Genomic DNA, 25,316 nt, shown 5'->3' with positions numbered 1-25,316 from the left:
ATAGTATAGAAAATCAAGAAAAACTAAACAATACAGTTAAGAGCTGTTCGTCCGATATGTATAAATTTATGTCTGATATGTATGATTTCGAGGTGATTGTATGGAAATTAGTGATTTTTACAGAGAATGGCTTACAGCCAACGGATTTGTTGAAATTAAGCCGTCACCCAACTTTAGCCCTGCAGGAAAATTGTATCTTGCACCAAAGGGAGTAGCCTGTGGATATTACTGGGTATATGGAGAAAAAAATTTGTTTGATATTAAAATCCATGATTTCTATTTTTTCAAAGACAGCTTTATATCTCTTAACACTCCGGAGTGCTTAAGCATTACATACTATAATTCTGTGTCAGGTGAAGAGTTGAACCCTTACCGTCGCTTAATTGCCGGATGTGTAAAAACTTTTCACGGAGGGCATGAGGCTTATACAGCCATTATGCACAAGAATATTCCGATCCGTTCCGTGGGTATAGAGGTTTTCCCTGCATATTATGAAAAATATCTGAGGGAAAGTTACCCTGATGACTACCTTCCTCCGCATGATGCTTTCAGTCGCGTTGGGCAAACGCTTGATTTCCCGGAGATGTCACACCTTTTGCGCCGAGTTTGGAATTACAAAGGAGAAGGAATACCGGCAAAGTTATTCTATGAGGCCAAGGTCGCAGAAGCTGTTTCTCTTGTTTATGAACACGGAAAGAGTAATAAAAATGATCCTTGTGCAAAAATATCCAAGCAAGACGTGGATGCCTTGAATAATGTTGCTTCCTATATTAATGACCATTTCAACGCAGAGCTTCCACTTGCTACTCTTGCGCGAATTGCCTGTATGGGTACAACAAAGTTGAAGACCTCTTTTAAGCATATCTATCATTGCACAATTTCTGAATATATCCAACAGCGACGTATGAGCCACGCGGAAATGCTCCTGACATCTACAGATCTTACAATCGACCATGTTGCTTTGGCTGTCGGATATTCCAATGCCGGAAGATTTGCGGCAAATTTCAAAAACAATACCGGGCTGTTTCCGGCAGAATATCGCAAAATGGCACATAGGAAATAAGGCAGATAACTCTTTGCAAAGCTCTGTAATATTATCAATTCTCCTTGATAAGCATTGACGAGTCATTACATTAATTTACTTTGATAGTATAACTTGCACTTGTGTCTGTGCCAAATACAAGTTTAAATTGATTTTTATATCGGCATACATAATGTGTAGATTGTTGATATAACGAAAAGGAACTTATTACTTTATGGATACAAGAGATCTTCGGTGTTTTCGACTTGTGTATGAAGAAGGCAGTATTAACAAAGCTGCCGGTGAGCTTTTTATTACTCCACAGGGGCTAAGGCGTATAATCAGAAAACTGGAATATGAATTTCAAGCCGTACTTTTTGAACGCACATCAACCGGAACAATTCCAACTGAATATGGAGATTATTTATATACACATAGCCGTGAACTTCTTTATCACATGGAAAATATAAAGTAAAAAATGAAGCAATTAAATACCAAACAAAATATAAAGGTTGTAAATTTTAGCCACCGGGGTATTATGCTCAAAAATAGACAGTATTATATATAAACAAAATATCCTGACAAAGTCACAAAGCCAAAGCGCCTTGTATTTGTCAGGATATTGTTATTTTATTCTGGAGGAATTAAAATTTAGCATTTTCTGAAACCCCCGTTTTCTTCTCCTTAGAAAACGGACTCAAATCAATAAATAATTTCTTCAATTCACTTGTGTCCCTAAACTCTTTAAATAAATACTCTAAAAGCTCTTCCTGTCTTGACTGCCCCAAAGTCAATCTGTATAAAGAAAGGATTTTAATCAATCTCTCATAATTTAATTCATCCTTACTTAAAGGATACATCGGTACAAGTCTTTCAATTTTTATACTCTGATTCTTTCCGAAACACCAAAACGGAATAAGTTCGGATTGCCCTTCTTTTCTTTCTTTAACTGCCGCTTCAAACAGCTCTTTCCAAATATCTTTCTCAAACAGTGTATTCTTACCATATTTGTCGGCTACATTCTGCCTTATTGCCAAGCATTTATACCTGTTTACTCTGCCTTCCCTTTGTTCAAGGTCTATAGGATTACTTGGCAAGTTCCAATGCATTATAATACGACAATAATTATGAAAGTCAAGCCCCTCCTGACCTATGGATGTAGTAGCCAATACAAAGGGACGCATCGGAGAGTTAAAGGCATTTCTGATATTTTCCTTTCTTATAACAGTCTTTGAATTATCTCCCTTCTCATTACTAAAACCTACCGCATAACTTGATCTTATCCTACATTCAGCTCCTGTTTCATTTGTACCGGTAATTCGCTTCTTAAAATCTGCATAAGTATCAACGACATATGTAGCTTTATGTATATTTAATGAATCGACCATAATATTATATATAACGGTACTGTTCTTATAATTATCACCTTGAGAACCGACACTTTCTCTCAACATATGAATATATTCATCAATCATAGCCTGAAAACAGCCTTCTTTGCAGTATTTAAGGACATTTTGCCAATGCGAATTATCATCCCTACATCTTCCATATGCAAGGTCAATAATGGCTGTGGATTCCGGAAGATTAAAATTTTTTATAAAAATTTTAGCCAATGATGTCGCCATTTCTCTGTTTCCCAAATTTGAACGATATATGCAAACAGCCGGAGAACCTAAAACCATATTTATTAGTGTTTCTACCAAGTCATCAGGCATTCTGCCAAGATGTATTTCTTCTCGATATTCCAAATAATTTTGTAGTTTTTCAATATGGGCTTTAAACCCCTCGTTTCCTTTATCTTTTGGATTATCCGTTATATCAAAGGTTTCATACTCATCATCTATATTTTGATCCGATAAAATATTCTCTGCCCAATCTTTGGTGTAATCAAATCCGTCCATAAATATAGGAGCAAGATAATACCATCTTTTATCTTCCTTCTTTTTAGAAAAATCTCTATACTTTTCTTCCAATATTCTAAGTTTACCGGTTAATCTACGTCTTATAGACTTTTCTATATCTTTTAGAGATTCATGTTTATTGAGCGATTCAATAGGTAAATACATATCTGCCAGTACTTTTGAAGGATAAATCAGTGTAAGTAAAGTCATACCTCTTGCTTCGCCGTTTGAAGTATTAAATCCAAGTCTTTGTGACGGGTATTTTTTCGTGTCTTTTACAAAATAACCTGTATTTTTTATATCTCTGTTTTTTATTTGATTTACAAGTTTTCCTACTGTAAGCCTCTCCGCCTCATAAGATAACATGACAGCTATCATTCTAGGCACCATCTCCCATGCTGAAAAAACAAGTATTTTAGAAAAACATTTACTGTTTTTATATACACCCTGCATCTCATAGTATGGCATAGAAGGTGGAATCCATAGATATTTTTCTGCGCCGTTAGTAAATGCTTTCTCTTTTAAAGCTTCCAGTCTTGCATTTGTCTTTGGGAGTTCTTCATATTTGCCTATTTTGCTGCGGCTTAACCACAAAAGATTTTGAACTCTTTCACTCTCAAGTTCATATTTATTTTTGCGATAGTACCTTTCAATTTGTTCTTTAATCTTATATTTTCTCATAAATGACATTAGATAGGGGCAACTCTTTACATAATCTATCGGACAGTTATCACTTACCTTGGCATTTAACAATAAAGCAGACATCTGTATATAAGAATTTATATCATTTTCATTTACCTGCAAATGATATTTAATACTGCCGTCATCTATAAAATCTCCTGAATCCATAACAGATATACGCTCTGTCCTGCTGACACCTTGATACATGGCGTCTTCAGCTAATTTTTTCAACTCGATAACGGTAGTATCTACTATCTTCGCCTCTTTAAGTACAACAGAATAATTTGTCCATATTTCATCAAACTCAGTGTATTTTGCTTCATCATTAAAGATAAATTTCATAACCTGAAAAAATTCCTCATAATGTTCATGACCCTGTGACTCATCTATCTCTTCCGGTGTATAATACAACTTATATGGAGTCGCAGACATAAGAAGCACCTTTGTATTTCTACCGCTAAAGAATCTTTTAGCAAGTATACCTATTTCACTGTCTTCATCTGATATAAGGAACTTAAATCTTTGAAACTCATCCATAATTACAAGGTCAGGTTCCAACATGGATACGCTTATCTTTGCAAACATAACTCTAAGCTTATTCATTACTGCATAGTCCGAGTATGAAGGTTCTCTATTATACCTTCTATCCTTTAAATGGTTCATTAAAATATCTATTGTTTCCTTAAATTCTTCGCTACATATCTTATCAATTATATTTTTAGGACAGATACCTCCTGTAGCCTCTTCACATTGTGCCACACGACTCTCATAATTGTATTTTTCACCACTCTCCCATGACTTTACGGCGCCATACATCATAAAATCTTCAAGGGTTTTTATATGAGCCTTAAAATCAGGAATCCGCTTTAAGATTGCAAAAATCAAAGCTCTTTCCTGTACACTTCCGCCTCCCGATGTCATTTTAAACGAGGTTTCCGGTGTAAACGGAATAAGCTGTATAAATCCATCTTTTATAGCCTCATCACTTGCTTGTTCCATGATCTTTAGATGTTGCATGGATAATCTCGTATCCGACACCGATTCAACGATATTTCTGCCTGTGATATCAAGCTTTCTGATATTTTGATTTGCTATATTCTGATTTGAGCAAATATAAACTACCTTACATAGATTGCACTTTTCTTCAATTTTTTGTCTCGCTGTCTTTACAATCACACCTCTGCCGATAAGTGTCTTACCCATGCCGACCTCATCGGCAACAAGCACATGATTCTGCTTATTTCTAAAAAGATAATCTACACGCTTAACAGTTTCCGCCTGAAAGTCCTTCAACATATTCATAGTGCGCTTTTCAATCTCATCTATATCAAACTGTGTCATACATAATCCTTTATTGTATTCTCAATTTTAGAGTACTGCAAAATGTTTTATATAGCCTACGAAATTCATCCGGTATAATTTCACTGTCATTTACCATCTTAAGTACATATCCGATATCTTTTATCTTTTCAGGTTCTGTCACTGCTACCCTCAGCATTTTCTCATATATTGCAGGCATTATACCGCTTTTCTTTCTAAACATCCCTGATTCTCTTATTTGCTTTCCCTCAATCATAGATAAAATATAGTCATCACCAAGTACAAGTGAAATATATTCTATAAAAGATACTTTGTCTCCTATAACACTGTTTACCACTATATTTTCTCGGTTATCAGGAAAACCGATTGTGGGAATCATGATAATCCTGTTGAGTACAGTATCACCTGACTTAATTTCCACTTTATAAAACTCTGATAATTGCAATATATCCATGTCCAAAAACTCCACATACTCGGACAAGATATGTTTCCTTTTTGAATTAATCGGTGAAATCATTATATTTTCATCTGTATCAATACCGCTAAATTCTATTTTTATATTGTATCTATCTGTATTGGATTCGTCTTTTGAAATATAAGCAATTTTCTTTGTTCTGCATAGATACTTTATTTTATCTTCCAATATATTTCTGTTAATATCTGCCGTGTCATCTATTGCACTTTCTATAGTAACCTGTTCAAAAGGATTTTTTGTATCATCCGCATTCCCACAAAATATATCATCCAAAAACCTTTCGCCGTTAAGATGTTTATTCTTTGTACTAAGCTTTACCATCATTTCCACATTTTTATTGATTGCAGAATATGATGCATTCATAGAGCCGAGATACAAGTCCACATCGGCATATTTTCTTCTCAAGTATATCTTTGCGTGGATATCCTGTTTTCTTTTATCCGATGACTCATCCGAGATCTCATCTTCTCCGTCTATGATTTCATCTTTTAATGTATAGATGGTAAAATTATTGACATCACACTCTCTTAATTTTCCAAGTTCAGATCTCCTTGTAATAATGGTTCTGCTGCACTCCGACAATGCTCTGTCTGAAAGGTTAAAGTCTGCTATTACACTCCCCGATAAGAAAGGTGACATTATAACAAGCTCATTAAATGTAGAATCTGCATTACCTTTTTGCGTACAAAACAATTTATCATTTTCTATTTTGTATGCCTTTTCTCCAATGCCCAAAGGTAGTATTTCAAAATTCTCTCCGAATACCTTACTGTCAAGTGAAAAAGAAATATCTTTAATTTCCTTCATCATTTTTCGAATAAGATTTCTTTTCTTTAAGTAATCAATACATTGTTTATTTACGTTGCGAGCCAAATACTCCAAAAAATTACATATCGGTGCACTTTTTCTTTTTTGTCTGACCTTCTTACTGCTGTCCATTGCAAAACTGATATCCCAGCTTCTGTCAAATGTCAGATTTCTGCTCATCACTACAAAGCGATACTTCCTGTCTCCCTCGCTGTTTATATAAGACAACATCCAGGTTTTAGGGTGAAATGCAGGATATCTGCCCACACCTTTATCCTTAGGTAATGCAACTTCCACCACTATTTTTTCAAGTAAAATAGATAATGCTGTAGGCTTTGAAGGTACTTTGATTTGCCCGGCTTCACAAAAAAGTATCAGTCTGTCTGATACTTTCTGTAATGCATTTAACATACATATAGGGTTTTGCATCAGTCTGCTGTCCGCCTCCTCAGATAATCCGAGGCAAACAGCTACCGATGTCAGAGCTTCCAAATCCAGTGAATAGGTTGTTCCTACTGCACTTTCCAATTTATAACCCTTTGGCGGCATTAAAATATTACCGTAATCAGTCCTGTCACTGTTTGAATCAGGTCTAAACATATACTTATCTCCAATTATAGATATCGTTTATAATACGTCTTGCATTAAAAAATCTGTAGTCCAGTTCTTTACCGCCTACCCATTTGGAATGATCAAATTCCTTTGTTCTCATTAACTTTGCCCGTGCGCTTCCCTTTAAATGCAGTTCTCTCTTACGTATTATTTCATCTGCCAAATCAATGTCTTCATTCATAAATGCGCTTTGTATATCACAAAGAAATTTCTTTGTTCTGATATTAATAAGCTTTAATTTAAAAAATACCTCATCCAAATTTACTTGAGCTTTGTACTTAATATCATTTCTTAATCTTTCCCATTCACTGAGTGCCTCTTTATTCTCACCTTCCGATAACATAAGATTATATCTTACTCTTGCCATATATATTAAATTGTTGAAGTCACATGCAAGCTTCATCATATCTGACGTTTTTCTATCAACTTTATCTGAAAGTGCATATCTTAAAGACTCAAAACTGTCGTATTCATCAAGGATAATCTTATTTTTAAGTATATACTCCAAAAGAGACCCCCTCGTCTCCTTTTGAATCTGCTTGTTCAAATACTCAGACTCTTCTTTTGTGAGATCAATTGTAAGATTGTCTCTCCAATCATTACCATAAGAAGGCAGACTCCAAAACTTTATACTGTCTATATCCCCGGCATCTACATCATCATTATTTTCTTCCTCGTCATAAGTATACTTTGCCGATTTTATAGCGAATTTTTGATTTTCAATCTTTACTGCCGGTGATATATACTCACGTATTGACAAGTCCTTATAACAAAATATCCTATATCTTTTAATTCCGTTCCAGTATATGTCGGAAGGTCTTCTTGACACCCATCCCTTGGGAAGGACTCTGCTTCCGATAACACCTTCGACTTTAGAGTCTGAATTTAACAATCTTTTCGCACAGTCTTTTTCATCAGCATCTATTTCTTTTAGAATCTTGTCTATATCCTTGCCATATCTACCGTCAACCGCATCTTTCAATATATATGGAACTATAAAAAAATATTTTGCTCTTGTCTGTACTGTAGATGTTCCCGGGAAAAAGCAGTTTGCAAAGGCATCTCTGACAGTTCCTATCCCAAGCTCATCAACTGCACCCTGTTCACTTAAAAGATTGATAACATCCAGTGCCTTTTGTCTGTCTTCTTTTGAAAAATTAACCCATCCTAATTGCATAGTCTTCCTTTTTAGTGCGTATTATGCTTCTATAAGTATCTTCCACTTACCGTTTCGTTTTCCGTTCTCACGAGCAATTAAACCTTTTTCCTGCATTTCTACGGTACATCTCTTAATTGTTCTCTCCGACTTCCCTACAAGCTCCGAAATCCGTTTTTGAGTTAATGTAGGATTATTTTTTAAGGCATTTATAATAGCTAATTCTTCCAAAGACAGTTCCAAAGTGCCATTTTGGCACTTTGAATGGCACTTTGGGCATTAAAATCAATATGCATATATCGATTTTTTAAATCATGCTTCGTATCCATTAAAAGATTTTCAAAAAACAATTCAAGAAATTCACTTGTAGCATGAATACCTGCTCTCAGATTGTTATAATTTGCTCGCACTAAAGCATTTCTGAAATACCATGAATTTTGAGCAAATGTATCGTTGCTTATAGTAAAACCGAATGTCTTTAGGTATTTTATAATAAATACTGCAGTTGATCTTGTATTGCCTTCGCCAAACGGATGAATTTGCCATATTCCTGATGTGAATTTAGCAAAATGTCTAATTGCTTCATATATATTCAATCCCTTATAAGAAAAGTTCTTCTCCTGTGAAAAGTCATAATCAAGTGTAGCCCTGATACTGTCAAATGATGCATACAGTACTGTATCTCCCTTAAGTACCCATTCATTTTGGGTAATATTGTAATCTCTTATTCTTCCGGCATAATGAAGTACACCTTCAAATAATCTACGATGAATATTTTGTAATTCTACCGGTGAAAATTGAAATGTCTTCTCCCCAAGTAATTTTGCGATTCTTACAGATACAATATCCGCTTCTTTTGTATCTGCTTCCACACCATCCCTGTCTTTTCTCTCTTTATAGTAACTGCTTATAAGCCTATCCGCTTCAGAAATACTAATCTTGCCTTCAATATGATCTTTTGCAGTTTCAATCAAATACTTTGAAGGCTTAAGCCCATCTACATCCTGAAGTCCGATAGCAGTTTTCCATGCATTACTCTTTTCAACCTTATCAGGTTCACCTTGGCGTATATATTCGTTTAGCTCAAGATTCCAGTTCTTATCCGTCAAAACATCACCTCCCTAATAAGTTATAATTTCTACCTTTTAAAAACTTGGCTTACACCTCATAAATTCATCCATTATCCTTTATATAAAACCAGTTCATTAAAGATTATAACTATACACCAACTGTCTAAGTTTGTTCTAAATAATTACGTAAAAAAGAATTAAACTTATCATCTGACTCTGTATTACACTTTAATTCTATATATTTTATGTTATTAATATCTAAAATGTCACTATCTTTTTTAGGAAATATATGTCCAATACGTTTACAATCCCATATATATGCATACGCAAGTATCTGAAATCGATCTATTCTGGTCCCAGAATTAGTTTCTCCTGTTTTATATTTTACATCAAAGATTACGTATTCACTTCCATTTTCCTCTTTTAATATAATATCTGGAATAACTTTTCCTTCTAAGTATATTTCAGATTCTCCTTTTCCGTCCCTACTGTTACATCTATAAAATATTTGCCCATTACATACCTCTTTCTTACTGTCTGTAATGGAAACTAAACTACAATTGTTATTTTCTAACAAATACTTTCTTACTTGTTCCCTAACAAACACCTCATAAAGTAAAGGCATATAATGATACTTTTTCTCTAGTCCATTTTTATTACCTCTTTTGTCCTGTAAAATTTCCCAGTCATCTTTTGCCAACATATCCTCGTAATTTATTTCAGGTGAGAACACCACAAATGTAGGAAAAAATCAGACTACTATACGCTGGCTATACTAAAGGAGAAATTATAAAAAAGATTAATTTGAATAAGAGAAAAACTCAAAGCTATGCATTAATAAAAAAGCTCAAAAAACAGCGATAAAATATATAAAAAAAGTTCATATAAATCTATAGAAGCCTGCGGACTATATATCTGCAGGCTTATGTAACTATTATAGTAGTCAATAAATATTTTTTAACTTAAATCAAACAGTAAACATACATCATCTATAAAAGTTTTACTTTTTGCTATTCTACTATTTCCACCAAGTTCTATGTACTTTGAGTATATCCTATTTGAAATCTCAGATATAGAACCTTCTGTTACTTTATTCAAATCAAAATTTTTTAAATCAATAAAACTTAATTCTTTCTTCTTTAGCTCATTAGCAACAACAGCATATATAACATAAAAAAGTATGTCATTTACTTCAGTGTTAATCATATCTGTAGAAGTTTTTAAACTGCTTTGAACACTTCTTCCTATTCTAGCCGCCTTATAGTATGCTTCTAAATCTTGATTATCTTCATACAAGTATTTGTATGTTTCCTCATCTGTTAACAATGTTGATGGCCTTGCTCTCGCAAAATCAGGTTTTCTTAGTACAAGTGAAATTAAACATTGAGCAAGAAAGGAAACACTGATTATATCAATAGCTTTTTTCTTTTGATTTCTATAATAATTCTTCCTTCTATCATAATACAATCCCCTATTTTTGAAATACATTTCAATCTGCAGATGAATTGTATCAGTTACTCTTAAAGATGATTTTGGAATGCTTGTTTGATTGTTAGTAGAAAAAATAATATTATCTCTAGACTCCTCACTTTTAGGTCTTATAACTCTAACTAAAATTGTCCTGTTATCGTTATCGATTCTTTCTCTTCGCTCTGAAAAATAATTATATATTTCTCTCGAAGTCTGTAATCCATTAACTATTTCAGGATTTACAACTTGCAAAGATTTATTTGTTATTAATTTAATATCTGTCGAAAGAATTGTCACCCCATTATTTAGCCACCAAAATTCCTCGTTTCCTTCTCCCTCTAGCGTATTAGCAATAGACGAATTAACGCTATTATGACCCTGATAGTCTCTAACATTTGCTTCAAAAAATGTTTTTCTTAAAAATAGATTATCGTCTGTAATAAATTTAAAATATGTACCCAATTTAACTAAACTAATATACTCATTTTCACTTAGTGAAATCGGTTGATCTGCCAATTCTAAATTAACTCTTGTCTCACTATCCGAATTGTACATATTTATTAATTGATCAGCGGTAATAAAATCTACCTGAACCTCTGATGACGGATAATGCTTTTTAACAAGTTTTTTTAATTCATCTGCTTGCATAAAGACATTAGAATGAGCCTCAATACCTAAAGTAATATAATAATAGAAAAATCTCACCTTGACTTGACTTCTAACCAACTTAGCCATAGCGTCTCTAAAAAGTCCAAAAGATTCAATCGTAATTTCGTTATATCTTTTGGAGAACTTATCTAATCCATTTGACATATTTAAAAGATTGTCAGAGACAGTTTTCCACTTCATTAAAGCATCTTCTCCAAATGAAGTAGTGTTTTTAGACTGTAAAATGAAGAAATCCAAATAAGATCCTTTTGTAGCATTCAATCCCTCTATTTGGTCGGCAGTAACCAATTCACCATTCAAAAAAATATATAAGCTATCACAGCCTCCATCATTACCACCACCAGAATTGCCACTATCAATCTCTTCATCACTAAGATTAAAATCTTTTAGTACTTGTGATGCTGCAAAATGTTCAAAATAAGTGTTTATATCACTATATCCACTACTTTCTTTAAATTCTTGTTCTAAACATTCTTTTAATAATATTTGATTATTTGTCAGCTTAGTTGCCATTTTCAATACTCCTCTCTATTTTTAATATATTTCCTATTTTTGATTCTCTTATCTGTAGACTTATTCGCATATTCCGGAATTTCCCAATATGAACCAATTTTCATTGCACCAGCAATTCTACCTCCGCTACATAACACTTGAATTTGTCTAACTTATATCCCCAATTTTTCTAATACCTGCTTTATTAGCATATATCTAATTTTTAAGCCTCATATCCTATTATATTTTTATTTTACTTGCATGTATTTTGTGGATTTCCTTGATAATTATATTCCAGATTGCGAATAATATCAATATTAGAATCCTCCTATACAAACACCCCCATTAAGAGTTTCTTGACACCCTTATCAATAAAAAGGTACCCTTAAAATAAAAAATTCTAGCCTTAAAATTAGCTAGGTCACTGTATATTATTATTGATTTTCAGTTTTTATAAAAACTTTATTCTAAGCAATTTTGAGTATATATTGCTAAATTGTATCATTTTGGATAAAATCATATCTCACCCATACAATACAGCACTTTTCCTACTGCATAAAATTCACATATACAGGTAGGAGCAAGTGGGTGCATTTTCCCTTCTCATCCATTCCCTAGTATCAACTCTTACCTATGGATAGTTACAGCTTAACCTTATTTTCTCTAAAAAAGCTTACTCCAAGCTACCGATATCTTTTAACGATAACACTAGAATAAGCCTTTGTTATCAACCTTTATTTACTTAGTCTGTTCAACTTTTGACATCACCACAACACTCTCCGTATGATAACTCCTCGCAAACTGGTCCACCACCGTAAGTTTCTTTAGTTCATATTCCTTCTCGCATAGCAATTTCAGATCTCTTGCCAGTGTGGAGGAATCACAGCTTACATATACAATTCTCTTTGGCGACAGCTTTAGCATTGTATCTATTGCAATCTTATCAAGTCCTTTTCTTGGCGGGTCTACCACTATTACATCTATGTCTCTTATATTACCGTTTTCGTATTCGCCTGTGATTATCTCTTCTGCCTTTCCTACGAAAAACTTCACATTTTCTATATTGTTAATCTTTGCGTTCTCTCTTGCATTTTGTATGGCGGCATCTACTATTTCCACCCCGTAGACAAACTTTGCGGACTTTGCAAGGAAAAGTGAGATAGTACCTATACCGCAGTACATATCCCATACTGTTTCTTCACCGGTCAGTGCGGCATACTCAAGTGCCTTGCCATATAATTTCTTGGTTTGTACAGGATTTACCTGATAAAAGGACTGCGGCGATATTCTAAACTTTACATCTCCTATATAATCCTCTATATATTCTCTTCCATATATGGTAATCGTCCTGTCGCCCAAAATCACATTTGTATTTTTCTTATTTATATTTAATGAAACAGATTGTAAATCTTTACCCAGAGCGGTACAAAGACTTTCCACAAGTTCCCTGCTATATACCAAATTGTCTGCATTGATTACCACACACACCATCAGCTCTCCCGTAACAAAGCCCTTTCTTATAAGTACATGCCTTACTATGCCGCTTGTGTCTTCCTCATTGTAGGCATCCACCCTATACTTCTCCATAAACTCAAGCACAGTCTTCAATACAGTCTTATTTTCTTCTATACCTATTATACAATCATCAAACTCTACAATGCTGTGAGTTCTGCCTGCAAAATATCCCGTGATGTTTTTTCCGTTCTTTCTTCCGAACGGAAACTGTGATTTATTTCTGTATCGGTATGGCTCTTCCATACCGATAATTTCTTCTATCTCCACATTTGAGAGGTCAAATCCGCCTATTCTTTTCAGATGATTTTCCACTTTGTTTTGCTTAAGTCTAAGCTCCGCTCTGTAGTCAAGGCTTTGCAATGTGCATCCTCCACAGCTTCTTGCTACAGGGCATTTTGCTCTTACTCTGTCGGGACTTTCCTCCACTATTTTTTCAAGTCTGGCATATCCATAGCTTTTCTTTGTTTTCATCACCTTGGCTATGACCTTGTCTCCTATAACAGTATCTTTTATAAACCATGTGAAGGCATCGGTTTTTCCGATGCCTTCACCATTTTCTCCAAAGTCTGTTATATCAACTGTTATAATTTCACCTTTTTTGTAATTTTGATCAGTTTTCATATATCTCCGTTATAATGTCTTCTACAATTAATCCTTGTATCTGTTCAGACTGTTGAACAAATATATTAAAATGTAGAATACACCTATATTACACACTTGTCTTTCTGTAATTGCTTTCAAGCAATTTATTATAGCCAAGCCAGCCTGTAGCACCTTCCTGTCCCTGTGCCAAAAGCTCTATAAAAGTCTCCATCTTTGCATCCGCATTATCTGCCAGATTAAGTGCCAAAGCTTCTATAAGCGCAGGTTTTTTGGGGGAACCGTATTCAAGTTCTCCGTGATGCGCCAAAATACAATGTATCAGCTCGTTTGAAAGCTTTTTCGGGAATCCCGGAATTTTATCAATATGTGCTTTTACTATCTCAACACCTATCACTATATGTCCCACAAGCTGACCTTCATCTGTATAATCATTTGACGGGAATGCTGACAACTCTCTTGTCTTTCCTATATCATGAAAAATCGCAGCTGTGATAAGTAAATCATGGTTAAGTGACGAATAATTATCACAAAAATACTCACACAGCTTTACTACTCCAAGAGTATGCTCCAAGAGTCCGCCAAGGAAACCGTGGTGTACCGTCTTTGCTGCTGATGATGCTTTAAAAGTAGTCTGAAATTCAAAATCATCTATAAAAACAGCTGTCAAAAGCTTACTTAAGAATGGATTTTTTACCGACTTTATCTTCTCTTTCAGTTCAAAAAACATCTTTTCAATGTCTTTTTTTGAAACCGGTACATAGTCTGACGGGGTATACTCCTTCTCATCCGCTTCTCTTATTCTTGCAACCTTCAGTTGTAATACATTATTAAAAGATGTAACCTCACCGTCTACTACAACAAATGTCATAGCATCAACATCTGAGATGCCCGGGGAATATAAATCCCATATCTTTGCATCAATGCTTCCTGTCTTATCCTGCAAACTAAGACTGGCATACTCTTTACCGGTCTTTGACATTGCAATCATCTTTGTCTTGCAAAGATAAACCTCTGAAACATGCATTCCTTCTTTTAAGCTTTCAATAAATTTCATTTTCTACCCTTCTAGCTCCTGGCACCAATTGTTGTCTCAAAATTCAGTTCTGTAAAACCATCTTTACCGGAACGGCTCACTTTGATATTTATAACTTGGTTTGGCTTCAGCTTTTCCATTATATTTTTAAACCCTATAATAGAGTTCACTTCCTCGTCACCAATCATGGATATTATATCTCCGGATTGTATTCCTATATTATAAGCCGGGGAGTCGGCTCTCACCTCTGTAACATAGACTCCGTTCGGTATTCCTTCAGGTGCTCTTTCCTTGTCTATATCCAGTACACGAACGCCCAAATATGCAGAGCCCACCCCATTAGTCATATTTTCAATAAGCATCTTCAAATCCGATATACCATATGCCATTGATATGGGACTGTCACCATCCAAATTTGAAACCACGCCCACCAATTCTCCTGATGTATCTATTAAAAATGTACCTCTATTGTCTAAGTGCTTGTCACAGTATATAACTCTACCGTATCCGTCAAAGAAGCTTGCATTCTTTTCAATAGCGGTTATATTGCCTATATCAAGACTTCTTGATATTCCCACAGGACTGCCTATAGCCAATATAAATGCACCTCTTTTCAGCTGATATGAATTCCCAAGCACGATAGGTTCTATACTCTTGACCTTTTCTCCCATAGCGGAGATATCTACTGAAAGTACCATAAGATTGGTCAGTCCGTCCGTTCCAAGCACAGTTGCCTCCTTTATGCTGCCATCAAAGAACACCACCCTGACACCACCCTCTATGGACATATCCTGAGTCAATACAATAAGGTTATCACCCGACTTTGCTATTATAATTCCCGAACAACTGCTTTCACTTTGCAATGTGTTATCAAACCAGTCGGTATTTGTAGTGACTGCACTTATCTTTACTATTGTATTATCCTTATTTTCTGCAACTTTACTTAGGCTGCTATACATCTGCTCCAAGTTTTTTTCACTCAAATCAATGCTTTCTATTGCCGATGCTACTATATCTTCCACAGGCTCTGAAGATTCCGCCTCTTCACTTCCGTCTGGATTTGATTCCTCCTTCGGAATCTCTATAGTAGTTTTTGTCTGTTTATTCAGTATATTTTTGTTTATAACATATGATGTCACTGCCATACTTGGACCTGCAACAATTCCAAAAACCATAGCAAGGCAAGCTGCTGAAATTATCCTCTTATTATGGTCTTTTTTCTCTTCTATAATAGTCTGTTTTATAAAAGGATTTTTCTCATCGGACTCATGGTCTTTTTTTGTATTTGGCATAAAACCCTCTGCTTTCAGTATATATTACATAATACCTCGCTCTCCCTAAGTAAGATTATAAAGGTTTATACACGATTTATCAAGCAAATGTAACACTGATTTAACACAAAATACATATTAGCCGGATTACAGTCTTTTTAGAGTTTCTCTCTTTAAAATAAAGTAAAGACTTGCAGCCACAGGTACCGCTACAAACACCCCAAAGATACCTCCTAAACTTCCTCCAAGTGCCACAGCGACTATTACCCACATACCGGGAAGACCTACAGAACTTCCGACCACTCTCGGATATATGATATTGTTTTCAAACTGCTGTACTACAGTATGTACTATTATAAATATAATCATACTTGAAAAAGACTTTGTAAGTATCATAAGTGTTCCGATAAAAAGCCCTGCATAGGCTCCTATTACAGGTATCAGTGCCGTCACCCCTACCAATATCGAAATAGATGAAGCATATGGAAGTCTTGCTATAATCATCACAATATAGAGCAGTACACCAAGTATTATCGCCTCTTTTACCTGACTGATAAAATAATTTCTGAAACTTGTATTAAAAATCCTCAATACATCAATTACCGAATCTCTCTTTGACGGTAAAAAGGCTCTTAAAAGTTTATCACCCTGCACAGCAATTCTTTCCTTATCCATAAGTATATATATTGCAAATACCACCGCCATAAAGACAGATATTATAGTATTGAAAAATCCTGATATTCCGCTTATCACTCCCATAAGAATATTGCCGACACTTGACATTACACTGCGTATAAGTTTTGTAACATAGCCTGAAATATCTATATTGTTGATATCAACATTCATCATATCGGCGATCTTATCCACTATATTGTTTTTACCGATACTTTCTATTATCTTTTTTATATCACCGGGGTTTGTATACATTATTGAAAACATTATCTTTATAAGTTGCGGAATAATAAGCCCCAGAAGCAATACTATCACCAATACAAATGTAAATATTGACAATACTATTGCTACCGTTCTTATGATTTTTTTATTATGAAATTTTTTCAAAAGCAGATCTTCATAAAAGTCCATAAGTATATTTATAATATATGCCATAACAGCCCCTGCCACAAAAGGCATCAATGCTTTTGTAATATTTCCTATATAGCCCTCCACAGTATTAAAGTATCGCACTATACCATATATTATTACGGTCGCAATTATTATATAAGCTATATATTTTTTCTTTATATTATTCACAATATTACTCCTCTGTCATTTTGCAAAGTATTATCTTGTTTAACTCATCACTGATAAATGCATGTTCATCAAAAATATCCATCACTCTAAACTTGGAGTATCCTCTTGGCAATGTGATATCCAAAAGTTCCAAATCGGAAAGCCTTAGTAATTTTTGTTTACCTTTCCATTCGTCTGTTTTAAAAATAGGAGATATAATCAGATATTTCTTATCTGCACTGAATTTCCCTCTGACTCCATGTTTTCCCTGTAATTTCTCTAATTTTTCCTTACCCCAAATTTTCTTTTTATAAACTCCGTCTTTAGCTATTTCCACATACCAATAGTATTTATAAGTACTAAGTCCGACCGGATTTACAATATCAGCCTCTAAGAATACATATATAGTGTCATCCTTTATCATCATACTTCCAATTTGAGGATAGTTATAATTAAAATCCATCTTATGATAAAGCCCGTCCGCCTCAATCAATGAATTAAAAAATTTTTTCATTGTATTTTCTGTTGTAAATACCGGCTGTAATATATCCTCAAATTTTATCTTATTTTCGTCTTTATCATATTTAAAAAATGTAAAGCTGTTGGCAGCCATAGTCTCCATACTTACACGACAAATAACAGGATATTTACCTCTCTCTCCCAAAGTTGAAATCTCTGTTATATTTTCCGCAATACAAGGCTTCTCTATATTTATGGGGATAAATTCTTTATCATCCTCCCCCATTTTCCATGCCCTGTTTTTACTGATTAAAATTATTCCGTCATCTGTGTTAATAAGCAGATTGGCACTTCTTCTATCCTCTGTATTTATGGGAATAAACCTATATTCATTATTCTTTAACCACAAAACCCCCTTGTTTTTCTCACTGTCACTACAGTAAATAACAAATTCATCCTTTGCTCTTGCAAAATGATTCTTTGCATATATCGGTGCATACTTATATGAGACTTCAGAAAGATTTATACTTTCTATCTGCCGTTCCAATAACTTTTCCAATTTTATTTTCATAGCTGATTAAATCTCCACTATTCTGTCTGCAAACTCCTTTGCTTCATTTATATCATGTGTGATAAATATTGCACTCCTTCCCTTAGTATACTCTTTTATAACATCCATTGCCACAGCCTTTGTCTTGTCATCCAGCCCCTTTAGTGCCTCATCAAATATATAAAGCCCTGCGTTTCTTGCAAGGCATCTTGCCAGTGCCACTCTTCTTTTTTGACCTCCGCTCATAGTCTTTACTTTCTGTGTGCTGTCAATTCCGAGCCTATCTAAGATTTTTTTTGCAAGACTTTTATTTTTTTTCAACAAACATACATTTGAGATTGCAAAAAAGTCTTCACAAAGTCTGTTTTCCTGAAAAACTGTAGAAATATCCTTTGTGACTTCAACAAACCCCGAATCAGGGACTTCAAATCCCATTATAATATTTAAAACAGTGGTCTTTCCCTTTCCTGACTTTCCCATAATTGCGATATGCTCACCTTCAGCTATGTTTAGGTTAAAGTCCTTTAAAACCTCTATATCCCCAAAGCTCTTACATATACTTTTCAGCCTCATCAATAAATCCTCTTTAACATATAGAAAAACTTTTTTACAACAATCACTGCCAGTCTTTCAAATATCGCACTGCATATAATGACTGTAAGCGTTATCGCAAATACCTTTGAAGTATCCAGATACATCTTCGCATCAAACAGTAAAAATCCGACGGTATCTTTGGGTCTGCCTATTACTTCAGCCGCAATACCTGATTTAAAAGCAATTCCCATTGAAGCCACACTTGATGATATCAAAAATGACTCTAACATAGGTAAATATATGTATATAAGTTTTGCTTTTTTACCAAGTTCAAATATCTTTGCCATCTGAATCATCTTCATATCTACAGACTTCAGTCCTTCCAATGTATTGGCATAAAATATCGGCATCACCATAAAAAAACATACAAATAAAGAAAGCCCCTCACCTCCAAGCCATATAAGTATGATTATTACAAATGATGCCACAGGTATGGAGCGAATCACCATAATATAAGGTGAAATGTAGACTTCAAATAAATTAAATCTGTATGACAGCCCTGCAAAGAATATCCCCACTCCAGCACCTGTTAAAAATCCCAAAAGTATTTTACATACACTTCTCCACATACCCGTCCAAAAAATATTGCTAAGTCCAAGTTCAAGCAATGCTTTTAATACCTCTACAGGTGATGACAACAAAAATGATCTGTTAAGAATTATTGCCGCCGTTTGCCAAAACAGCAGTGCCAAAAGCACTGCTGTAGTCTTATGTAACTTACTTTTCTTCATATTATTTTCCGGTATAGTAGAACTCTTCTCCCGGTAATGCACCGCCTACAGACTTCGGATCGGCATCAAAGAGTGTCTTTAAATAATCCTCGGCATCCTTTTTCATCTCATCACCTGTGATAGAAACCAGATTGCAATATGGTATCGCCTTAGCTGCAACAGGTGCCTTGATAATATCATTTTCTTCCACAAGTTTGGATGCTTCTTCCACATTCTCATTGATCCACTTCACTGAATCTGTATAATCATCTAAAAATTCATCTACCAACTGCTTGTTTGACTCTAAAAAATCACTTCTTACAAAGATTCCGGCCGTAATAAGCTTTCCGCCGGTTCCTATGGCATCCCACTCCTTTGTAAGGTCAAGTACTGTCTGAAGGCCAGGCATCTTTGTCTGTGCAACTGTCACAAATGGCTGTGGCAACATCACAACCGCACTGTCCATATTTTCAACAGCCGCTAAAACCTCATCTGCCGATGATTTCCAGTCCATAGTAACATCTTTGTTTATATCCATGCCATGTGCTGACAGGATATAACCCAGTGAGTACTCCGGTGTTGCACCTTGACCATGTGCCACTATCGTCTTACCTTTAAGATCATCAATGCTCTTTATATTCATATCACCTTTTTCAAGTATATACAGTACACCAAGTGTGCTTGCATCAAGCATAACAACCTTGCCGTCTGATTTATTGAAAAGCACTGAACCCATATTTACAGGTAATGTTGCAATATCTACCTCTCCGTTTAACAGTTTAGGTGCCATCACATCAGGTGCCGTTTCCATATCAAAGGTCACACTGTATGAAAGGCTTCCCTTCTTTGCATCATCTAAAAGTTTAACCATTCCTATACTTGTAGGTCCTTTTAATCCTCCAAGCTTTATAGTCCCCAGACTGCTTTCATTTTCAGAACTCTGTGCAACTGTTGTCTGCTCGCTGCCGCTTTCACCGGATGAGACACTCTCTTTTACATTTGTTTTTCCACAAGCAGTCAATGCCAATAATGCACATGCCATTATCGCCAATATTCTTTTTTTCATAACAACCTCCAAAATATATTTATTTTGAGCCAAACTTCCTCTTATACAAAAAGAGCAAAACCGCTTAGGTCTTACTCTTTTTATTTTAAAGAACTTTCATAAAAATATCAATATTTAGTTATTATCTTCTTTTACATTTTCTACAGCATCGGATACCGCATCCTTTGCATCTTCAGCATGATCTTTTACTTCTTCTACAGTATCGGATACCGCATCCTTTACTTCATCTGCTTTGTCCTGTGCCGCATCTTTTACATTATCCGCAATGTCCTGTGCCTTATCCTTAACATCACTTACGGCATCTTTAAGGTCATCCACCTTATCCTGTGCTTCTTCCTTCAGATTATTTGCTCTTTCCGCCGCGGCAGCCTTTACTTTTTCTATCTCTTCTTTAAAGCCGTCTATATTGATAAGATGTGATTTTATATTCTCACAAAACTCCTTAACTTCTTGGGGAATATCCTCACCTCTTGAAAATCTTTCAAAAAGTGCATCGCTTAATTTTTTCTTTTCTTTCTCAATCTCCGCATTTTCCGCTGAAATCTTTGTATTAAGTTTATTAATCTCTAAAGCATCATTTGTCTTATCGCCTACCTGCTTTGCAAAATCGCCTGCCGATTTACTGATACTTTTTGCAACGTCACCCAACTGATCTAAAAATCCCATACCTTAAACCTCCTTTATTAAGATGTACTTGTACTTGATTATAGCAAATAAAAATGAATTAAACCATTGTTTTTGCTTAAGTTTTGTTTTATTTTATATCAATATTTCCGGCTAATGCCTGCATATATGCGTTATAGTCGGTATTAAGTTGAAGTCTTGCACTCTTTTCCTCTGCCTGCTTTTGTAAAACTGAAAGCCTGCCTCCAAGATACTGTGCCGTTGAGATCATACCCATGCTTTTTTGTGTATCAAGTGCATTCTGTGTGGCCTTAGATGCCTCCAATCCGGCATTTGCCGCTGCAAGATTGCCATTATCTGTGATTATATTATTGTAAAGCTCGTTTATATTTGCCCTCAGTATATCCTCATCCTGACTTGACTGATACAGCTTGGCATCCACAAATGAACTTGACTTTGAAGATGTATTATGCCTGTTCTTTATAAGCGTTGCATTATTTCCTATAGCAGTATTTATATCCACACTTGGATTTAACTTATTTATATCATCATCACTTACATCAGGTATATCCGCAACAGTTACATCAGCATCAGGAGACCAACCACACATAGTGATAAGAGTACGATAAAGCTTATCCTTATTCGCCTTCAAAGTTAAAAGATTTGCCCTTGCATTTGTCAGGTCGCTTTGAGCCTTTATAATATCCGTATTCGTTGACAGACCCAGACTGCCGGTCTGATTTACAACACGCAGAGTCTCCTCATACATATTTATCATACTGTCAAGTATCTTCTCCTGATTTTCTATATTCTTATAGCCAATCATAATTGCTCTTACACCTGATACCACCTGCTCCTGTGCATTCCTTATAGGAGCATTGGCAGCTGTTATCTGCCTTGACAGCTTATCCTTTGCGGTACCCATTGCCTGTATACTCATTCCAAGACCCTTGCCCTGTGCCTTATATAACATTGTATTTACAATATCACCGTTATTCATTGCGGCAGTTGCATCACTGCTCATTTCTCTTTTTGCAGACCTTAAAGTGTCTATCGCCAGATTTAAGCTGTTTATATTGTCATTAAACTTGCTCCATGCAGAGGAAATATTTACATTGAAATTTTTCACCAAGTCCTCTATCTCACTATATTCCAATGTATTGTCCATAAGTTTTGCCCAAGTCTCTTCACTGTAGCCGTTTAACTCTGCCTGTGTCTTTCCCACCTCTGAAGGATTCCCCGGACTTTTCACATATGCAAGTGATGTCACAGGTGTGGCAAGTGCCATACAAAGTGACAAAGCTAATATTCTCCTTTTCATTTATGAACCTCCTTATGATGTTGGTGCAAGTCCTTTTATTGCCCAATCATAGTTTGCTATTGCCTGATTTATTGCATATCTGCTCTGCTCCAAAGCTCTTTTTGCATTATCCGTTGTTATCCTTTGTGTATCAAGTTCCAGCTTACTTATCATTCCAAGTGAAAACCTTTGATTTGCAGTCACCAGATTAGTCTCTTGCAGGCTTGCAAAACTGTTTGCATAATTGTAGCTTTCCTTAGCAGAAGCTATATTTTGTGCAGCTACAACAAGTGCAGTTGCTATATTTTTCTTGTTGTCCTCAACAGTCAACTTAAGGCTCTGCTTATCAGAATCCGAACTTGCATTGGCAAGTTTCTTTTCATTAATTTTAAGAGTATAATTATTCTCTAATGCCTTACTTAAATCGGCACTCGCATCAAATGTTCTGTCCATATCCGGAGCAGGTATATCTCCTACATTCGGTGAGGCATTGTAGCTCCACCCTGTCATTACCTGCAGCTTCTTAAGTACCGTATTGTTATCGGATATCGCCTTGTTCACAGCATTCTGTGCGTTAAGTACTTTTTCCTTTGCATTAAGTACATCTATATTTGTACCTGTTCCGGCGTTTAACTTTGCATTTGCCGTATTTAATGCAATATTTGCAAGTTCAAGATTGCCCTTTGCCACCTCTATTGCTATTTGACCTGATTTATAAGAAATCATATTTGTAGTGGCAGTCTGTGCTAAAGTCTTTTCCGCCTGTTCATATCCAAGTCTTATAATGTCCGCATCTTCCAATGTCGAATCCGCACTTGAGAGGAGATTTTGTGCCGTCGCTCTTGCAGTTGCCACACTTGAGAGCATTGCAACATATGTCGGATCACTTGGATCCGGGTCATCCAGATTATCTAAAATCTCTTGTGCATTTTCTCTGTACTTATCTGATACTTCTGTATTTGTTCTGCCATAGTCTCTTTTAAACTTTGCCAAAGCCACTTCATTTGAACGAACTGTGGCATTGTATTCCGCTATCAAATCTTCTATCTCGCCATACTCAAGATTATTGTCTTCAAGTGTAGCCCACTCTTCATTGCTTCTGGCAAATCTCGGTTCTCTTGCAAATACCGGTATTGATGCTGTTATACTTCCTGCAAGTGCAAGTACCAGCATAGTTTTTATTTTTCTATTTTTATTCATCAGTCTATATCCAACCCTTCTGTTAAACTTTCTCCTGTTGCTCTTCTTCCTGCCTTATCAATCATTTTATACAATGTAGGCAGTAAAAGCAATGATAATAATGTTGATGCTATAAGTCCTCCCACATTAACTAACGCCAATCCTTGTAACATATCATTACCATAGCCAAGTGCCATAGGAATCATAGAGATTACTGTGGTAAGTGTAGTAAGTAAGATAGGTCTTATTCTGGTGGCACCTGCTTCTACCAAAGCTTTATCTAAAGGCATCTCCATTTTATACTGATTGACAGTATCTACATACAGAATACCGTTGTTTATTACAGTACCCACCATCATAAGAAAACCTATCATAGATACCATACTTATTGATACATTAAATGCCCACAACAGACCGAATGCACCAATCAGTGAAAACGGAATTGTAAACATTTATATACCATTCTTTATAAATCCAAGCCAATCAACCATCTGATTTCTTGCTGCTGATTCCCCGCATATTTCCGTCGTAATTACCGATTTGAATGCAACCGCAAATATAAGCTCTACCAATGATGTAAATTTTTGTCTTGTATATTTTTTTAAATGTTCATTGCTGTTTTCCCATAATAACTCACACAATCTTTCTCCGTTCTTACTTTTAAAGAAGTCATGATCTATGATCTCCTTATCTGAATATGCTTTTTTTAAAGAAAATACTCTTTCAGCCATTGTATTAAATAAAGATAAAATTGAATTCGGATGCTCTTTTTTAAACTTAATATGAATATCATAGAGCCTTATCATCATTTCTATTATATCTCCATTCGATTCTTTTAAAGTATTTATAATAAACTCTGTTGATTTAGCTGTAAAAGAATTTATTATATAACTTAAAATATCGTCCTTATCTTCAAAATATGTATAAAAGCTGCCTCTGGATATATCCGCCATTTTTATAATGCTGTTTATAGAAGCTCTTTCATATCCATTTTCTATAAATTCCTCTATTGCAGCTTCTATTATCTTTTCTTTTTTCTCTTCCGCTAAATTTTCAAACCTTGTACTTGGCACACCCTTCTCCTTAAATAGTGACATCATGTCACTTTATTCGGTAAAAATATAGGCAAACACAGTTGCCTTATTATATAAATAATTTATTTTAGTGACACCCTGTCACCTGATGTGTATATTAGCACTATATACTTTTCCTGTCAAGAAAAGTATATAGTCATGGTCATATAACTTTCATCATATATCAATTATTATTTTCTTACATCTTCTGCAAAGGTAGCCTGTACAATAAATATTGTTCCACACAGAAGCAAGGATTATATCCTTTTTATCAAGATTAAATAAATAATTTAAACCGCTTCTGTTTCCATCCTCACTCTTCCACTTAAGCGTATAATTTCTCGGAGGTATCTTCCCTTTTTCCATCAACTTACCGCAATAAGGACACTTTCTTTTAAACTCGGTCATAGATCTCCTTTCATAAAATCTAATAAA

At 35.0% G+C, this 25,316-nt stretch carries 22 protein-coding genes and 1 pseudogene; 2 read left to right on the top strand and 21 right to left on the bottom strand.

The features are described 5' to 3' along the window. Positions 1 to 100 precede the first annotated feature (100 nt). Positions 101 to 1,063, top strand: coding sequence for a helix-turn-helix domain-containing protein (locus HMPREF0381_RS03160; protein ID WP_008750424.1), 963 nt, complete (start codon positions 101 to 103; stop codon positions 1,061 to 1,063). A gap of 193 nt (positions 1,064 to 1,256) precedes the next feature. Next, the gene (locus HMPREF0381_RS03155; RefSeq protein WP_008750423.1) at positions 1,257 to 1,496 is read left to right on the top strand and encodes a LysR family transcriptional regulator; all 240 of its coding nucleotides are present in this window, start codon (positions 1,257 to 1,259) and stop codon (positions 1,494 to 1,496) included. Positions 1,497 to 1,665: 169 nt separating this feature from the next. Here the strand turns inward: HMPREF0381_RS03155 and HMPREF0381_RS03150 are convergent, their stop codons facing one another. The 21 genes and pseudogenes from HMPREF0381_RS03150 to HMPREF0381_RS03045 all read right to left on the bottom strand — a co-directional run. Further along, entirely contained in the window at positions 1,666 to 4,944 is a 3,279-nt protein-coding gene (locus HMPREF0381_RS03150; RefSeq protein ID WP_008750422.1) for a DEAD/DEAH box helicase, read from the bottom strand. Positions 4,945 to 4,954: 10 nt separating this feature from the next. Beyond that, positions 4,955 to 6,805, bottom strand: coding sequence for a phospholipase D family protein (locus tag HMPREF0381_RS03145; protein ID WP_008750421.1), 1,851 nt, complete (start codon positions 6,803 to 6,805; stop codon positions 4,955 to 4,957). Positions 6,806 to 6,809: 4 nt separating this feature from the next. After that, entirely contained in the window at positions 6,810 to 7,994 is a 1,185-nt protein-coding gene (locus HMPREF0381_RS03140) for a DUF6361 family protein (RefSeq protein ID WP_008750420.1), read from the bottom strand. Positions 7,995 to 8,015: 21 nt separating this feature from the next. After that, positions 8,016 to 8,204, bottom strand: coding sequence for a winged helix-turn-helix domain-containing protein (locus HMPREF0381_RS15970; protein WP_008750419.1), 189 nt, complete (start codon positions 8,202 to 8,204; stop codon positions 8,016 to 8,018). Next, positions 8,192 to 9,082: a Fic family protein gene (locus HMPREF0381_RS03130; protein ID WP_008750418.1), complete on the bottom strand. Its 891-nt coding sequence runs from the start codon at positions 9,080 to 9,082 to the stop codon at positions 8,192 to 8,194. The genes HMPREF0381_RS15970 and HMPREF0381_RS03130 overlap by 13 nt, the downstream gene beginning before the upstream one ends. A gap of 124 nt (positions 9,083 to 9,206) precedes the next feature. Beyond that, entirely contained in the window at positions 9,207 to 9,743 is a 537-nt protein-coding gene (locus HMPREF0381_RS03125) for a 5-methylcytosine restriction system specificity protein McrC (protein WP_040461101.1), read from the bottom strand. Positions 9,744 to 10,000: 257 nt separating this feature from the next. After that, entirely contained in the window at positions 10,001 to 11,695 is a 1,695-nt protein-coding gene (locus tag HMPREF0381_RS03120; RefSeq protein WP_008750416.1) for an AIPR family protein, read from the bottom strand. A gap of 717 nt (positions 11,696 to 12,412) precedes the next feature. Then, positions 12,413 to 13,810 (bottom strand): 23S rRNA (uracil(1939)-C(5))-methyltransferase RlmD, encoded by a 1,398-nt coding sequence (gene rlmD, locus HMPREF0381_RS03110; RefSeq protein ID WP_008750415.1) that lies wholly within the window; start codon positions 13,808 to 13,810, stop codon positions 12,413 to 12,415. A gap of 88 nt (positions 13,811 to 13,898) precedes the next feature. After that, the gene (locus tag HMPREF0381_RS03105; protein WP_008750414.1) at positions 13,899 to 14,846 is read right to left on the bottom strand and encodes a 3'-5' exoribonuclease YhaM family protein; all 948 of its coding nucleotides are present in this window, start codon (positions 14,844 to 14,846) and stop codon (positions 13,899 to 13,901) included. Positions 14,847 to 14,857: 11 nt separating this feature from the next. Next, positions 14,858 to 16,117 (bottom strand): S1C family serine protease, encoded by a 1,260-nt coding sequence (locus HMPREF0381_RS03100; protein ID WP_008750413.1) that lies wholly within the window; start codon positions 16,115 to 16,117, stop codon positions 14,858 to 14,860. Between the two features lie 126 nt (positions 16,118 to 16,243). Continuing rightward, positions 16,244 to 17,347: an AI-2E family transporter gene (locus tag HMPREF0381_RS03095; protein WP_008750412.1), complete on the bottom strand. Its 1,104-nt coding sequence runs from the start codon at positions 17,345 to 17,347 to the stop codon at positions 16,244 to 16,246. Positions 17,348 to 17,351: 4 nt separating this feature from the next. Further along, positions 17,352 to 18,356: a hypothetical protein gene (locus HMPREF0381_RS03090; RefSeq protein ID WP_008750411.1), complete on the bottom strand. Its 1,005-nt coding sequence runs from the start codon at positions 18,354 to 18,356 to the stop codon at positions 17,352 to 17,354. A 6-nt stretch (positions 18,357 to 18,362) separates the two neighbouring features. Then, positions 18,363 to 18,908, bottom strand: coding sequence for an ATP-binding cassette domain-containing protein (locus tag HMPREF0381_RS03085; protein WP_008750410.1), 546 nt, complete (start codon positions 18,906 to 18,908; stop codon positions 18,363 to 18,365). Further along, complete coding sequence (locus HMPREF0381_RS03080) at positions 18,908 to 19,660, bottom strand: ABC transporter permease (RefSeq protein WP_008750409.1); 753 nt, start codon at positions 19,658 to 19,660, stop codon at positions 18,908 to 18,910. Before HMPREF0381_RS03080 ends, HMPREF0381_RS03085 begins: the two co-directional genes overlap by 1 nt. Before the next feature lies 1 nt (position 19,661). Continuing rightward, on the bottom strand, positions 19,662 to 20,705 hold the full coding sequence (locus HMPREF0381_RS03075) for an ABC transporter substrate-binding protein (protein ID WP_242824385.1): 1,044 nt from the start codon (positions 20,703 to 20,705) through the stop codon (positions 19,662 to 19,664). Positions 20,706 to 20,819: 114 nt separating this feature from the next. Then, on the bottom strand, positions 20,820 to 21,371 hold the full coding sequence (locus HMPREF0381_RS03070) for a hypothetical protein (protein ID WP_008750407.1): 552 nt from the start codon (positions 21,369 to 21,371) through the stop codon (positions 20,820 to 20,822). 88 nt (positions 21,372 to 21,459) lie between these two features. After that, entirely contained in the window at positions 21,460 to 22,650 is a 1,191-nt protein-coding gene (locus tag HMPREF0381_RS03065; RefSeq protein ID WP_040461099.1) for a TolC family protein, read from the bottom strand. 12 nt (positions 22,651 to 22,662) lie between these two features. After that, positions 22,663 to 23,829 (bottom strand): TolC family protein, encoded by a 1,167-nt coding sequence (locus HMPREF0381_RS03060; RefSeq protein WP_008750405.1) that lies wholly within the window; start codon positions 23,827 to 23,829, stop codon positions 22,663 to 22,665. Beyond that, positions 23,829 to 24,260, bottom strand: a pseudogene (locus HMPREF0381_RS03055) (efflux RND transporter permease subunit); the annotation flags it as partial. The pseudogene HMPREF0381_RS03055 and the gene HMPREF0381_RS03060, both read right to left, overlap by 1 nt. Continuing rightward, positions 24,261 to 24,881, bottom strand: a complete 621-nt coding sequence (locus tag HMPREF0381_RS03050; RefSeq protein WP_040461647.1) for a TetR/AcrR family transcriptional regulator — start codon at positions 24,879 to 24,881, stop codon at positions 24,261 to 24,263. Positions 24,882 to 25,058: 177 nt separating this feature from the next. Next, the coding region (locus HMPREF0381_RS03045; RefSeq protein ID WP_008750402.1) for a PF20097 family protein at positions 25,059 to 25,316 on the bottom strand (258 nt) is incomplete at its 5' end.

Source organism: Lachnoanaerobaculum saburreum DSM 3986, assembly GCF_000185385.1.
Taxonomy (GTDB): domain Bacteria; phylum Bacillota; class Clostridia; order Lachnospirales; family Lachnospiraceae; genus Lachnoanaerobaculum; species Lachnoanaerobaculum saburreum.
Note: the sequence above shows the minus strand (reverse complement) of the source record. Positions and strands in the feature narration are given on the sequence as shown.

Bases quoted from the DNA above. Each gene is read 5' to 3' on its own strand.
- HMPREF0381_RS03160 (WP_008750424.1), top strand. From the start codon at position 101: ATGGAAATTAGTGATTTTTACAGAGAATGGCTTACAGCCAACGGATTT.
- HMPREF0381_RS03155 (WP_008750423.1), top strand. From the start codon at position 1,257: ATGGATACAAGAGATCTTCGGTGTTTTCGACTTGTGTATGAAGAAGGC.
- HMPREF0381_RS03150 (WP_008750422.1), bottom strand. From the start codon at position 4,944: ATGACACAGTTTGATATAGATGAGATTGAAAAGCGCACTATGAATATG.
- HMPREF0381_RS03145 (WP_008750421.1), bottom strand. From the start codon at position 6,805: ATGTTTAGACCTGATTCAAACAGTGACAGGACTGATTACGGTAATATT.
- HMPREF0381_RS03140 (WP_008750420.1), bottom strand. From the start codon at position 7,994: ATGCAATTAGGATGGGTTAATTTTTCAAAAGAAGACAGACAAAAGGCA.
- HMPREF0381_RS03120 (WP_008750416.1), bottom strand. From the start codon at position 11,695: ATGGCAACTAAGCTGACAAATAATCAAATATTATTAAAAGAATGTTTA.
- rlmD (WP_008750415.1), bottom strand. From the start codon at position 13,810: ATGAAAACTGATCAAAATTACAAAAAAGGTGAAATTATAACAGTTGAT.
- HMPREF0381_RS03105 (WP_008750414.1), bottom strand. From the start codon at position 14,846: ATGAAATTTATTGAAAGCTTAAAAGAAGGAATGCATGTTTCAGAGGTT.
- HMPREF0381_RS03100 (WP_008750413.1), bottom strand. From the start codon at position 16,117: ATGCCAAATACAAAAAAAGACCATGAGTCCGATGAGAAAAATCCTTTT.
- HMPREF0381_RS03090 (WP_008750411.1), bottom strand. From the start codon at position 18,356: ATGAAAATAAAATTGGAAAAGTTATTGGAACGGCAGATAGAAAGTATA.
- HMPREF0381_RS03085 (WP_008750410.1), bottom strand. From the start codon at position 18,908: ATGAGGCTGAAAAGTATATGTAAGAGCTTTGGGGATATAGAGGTTTTA.
- HMPREF0381_RS03080 (WP_008750409.1), bottom strand. From the start codon at position 19,660: ATGAAGAAAAGTAAGTTACATAAGACTACAGCAGTGCTTTTGGCACTG.
- HMPREF0381_RS03075 (WP_242824385.1), bottom strand. From the start codon at position 20,705: ATGAAAAAAAGAATATTGGCGATAATGGCATGTGCATTATTGGCATTG.
- HMPREF0381_RS03070 (WP_008750407.1), bottom strand. From the start codon at position 21,371: ATGGGATTTTTAGATCAGTTGGGTGACGTTGCAAAAAGTATCAGTAAA.
- HMPREF0381_RS03065 (WP_040461099.1), bottom strand. From the start codon at position 22,650: ATGAAAAGGAGAATATTAGCTTTGTCACTTTGTATGGCACTTGCCACA.
- HMPREF0381_RS03060 (WP_008750405.1), bottom strand. From the start codon at position 23,829: ATGAATAAAAATAGAAAAATAAAAACTATGCTGGTACTTGCACTTGCA.